This is a genomic window from Flavobacterium sp. FlaQc-52, from assembly GCF_044007495.1.
GTDB classification, from domain to species: Bacteria; Bacteroidota; Bacteroidia; order Flavobacteriales; family Flavobacteriaceae; genus Flavobacterium; species Flavobacterium cupriresistens.
In genome coordinates this window covers 1-444 of the sequence record NZ_JBIPCV010000045.1, presented here as the reverse complement: position 1 = coordinate 444, position 444 = coordinate 1, and the positions used below count along the sequence as shown (strand labels likewise).

The window sequence follows — 444 nt, the reverse complement described above, 5'->3', positions numbered from 1 at the left end:
CAGTTATTTATTGGCAAAAGCCCTAGACTAATCCTCTTATGAAAAACAAAAACACAATCAACAAGTTAGCTTTTAATAAAGTAGCTGTTGCAGAATTAAACGACAACCAAATGTATGACGTTGACGGTGGCACAAGCCCAACATGTCTTTTAGTAATCAGTTATTTATTGGCCAAAGCCTTAGACTAATTCTCTTATGAAAAACAAAAACACAATCAACAAGTTAGCTTTCAATAAAGTAGCTGTTGCAGAATTAAACGACAACCAAATGTATGACGTTGACGGTGGAACAAGCCCAACATGTCTTTTAGTAATCAGTTATTTATTGGCAAAAGCCTTAGACTAATTCTCTTATGAAAAACAAAAACACAATCAACAAGTTAGCTTTCAATAAAGTAGCTGTTGCAGAATTAAACGACAACCAAATGTATGACGTTGACGGCGG

3 protein-coding genes are annotated in these 444 nt (G+C 34.7%); all 3 read left to right on the top strand.

What is annotated here, in order from left to right; translation table 11 throughout:
* The first annotated feature begins 38 nt into the window (after positions 1 to 38).
* Positions 39 to 188: a class I lanthipeptide gene (locus ACHRV5_RS22430; RefSeq protein ID WP_230004263.1), complete on the top strand. Its 150-nt coding sequence runs from the start codon at positions 39 to 41 to the stop codon at positions 186 to 188.
* Positions 189 to 195: 7 nt separating this feature from the next.
* Positions 196 to 345, top strand: coding sequence for a class I lanthipeptide (locus ACHRV5_RS22425; protein ID WP_230004263.1), 150 nt, complete (start codon positions 196 to 198; stop codon positions 343 to 345).
* Positions 346 to 352: 7 nt separating this feature from the next.
* Positions 353 to 444, top strand: a 92-nt coding sequence (locus ACHRV5_RS22420; RefSeq protein WP_395428338.1) for a class I lanthipeptide, incomplete at its 3' end; no start/stop codon positions are given.

Coding starts and splice junctions, on each gene's coding strand:
- ACHRV5_RS22430 (WP_230004263.1), top strand. CDS start 39: ATGAAAAACAAAAACACAATCAACAAGTTAGCTTTTAATAAAGTAGCT.
- ACHRV5_RS22425 (WP_230004263.1), top strand. CDS start 196: ATGAAAAACAAAAACACAATCAACAAGTTAGCTTTCAATAAAGTAGCT.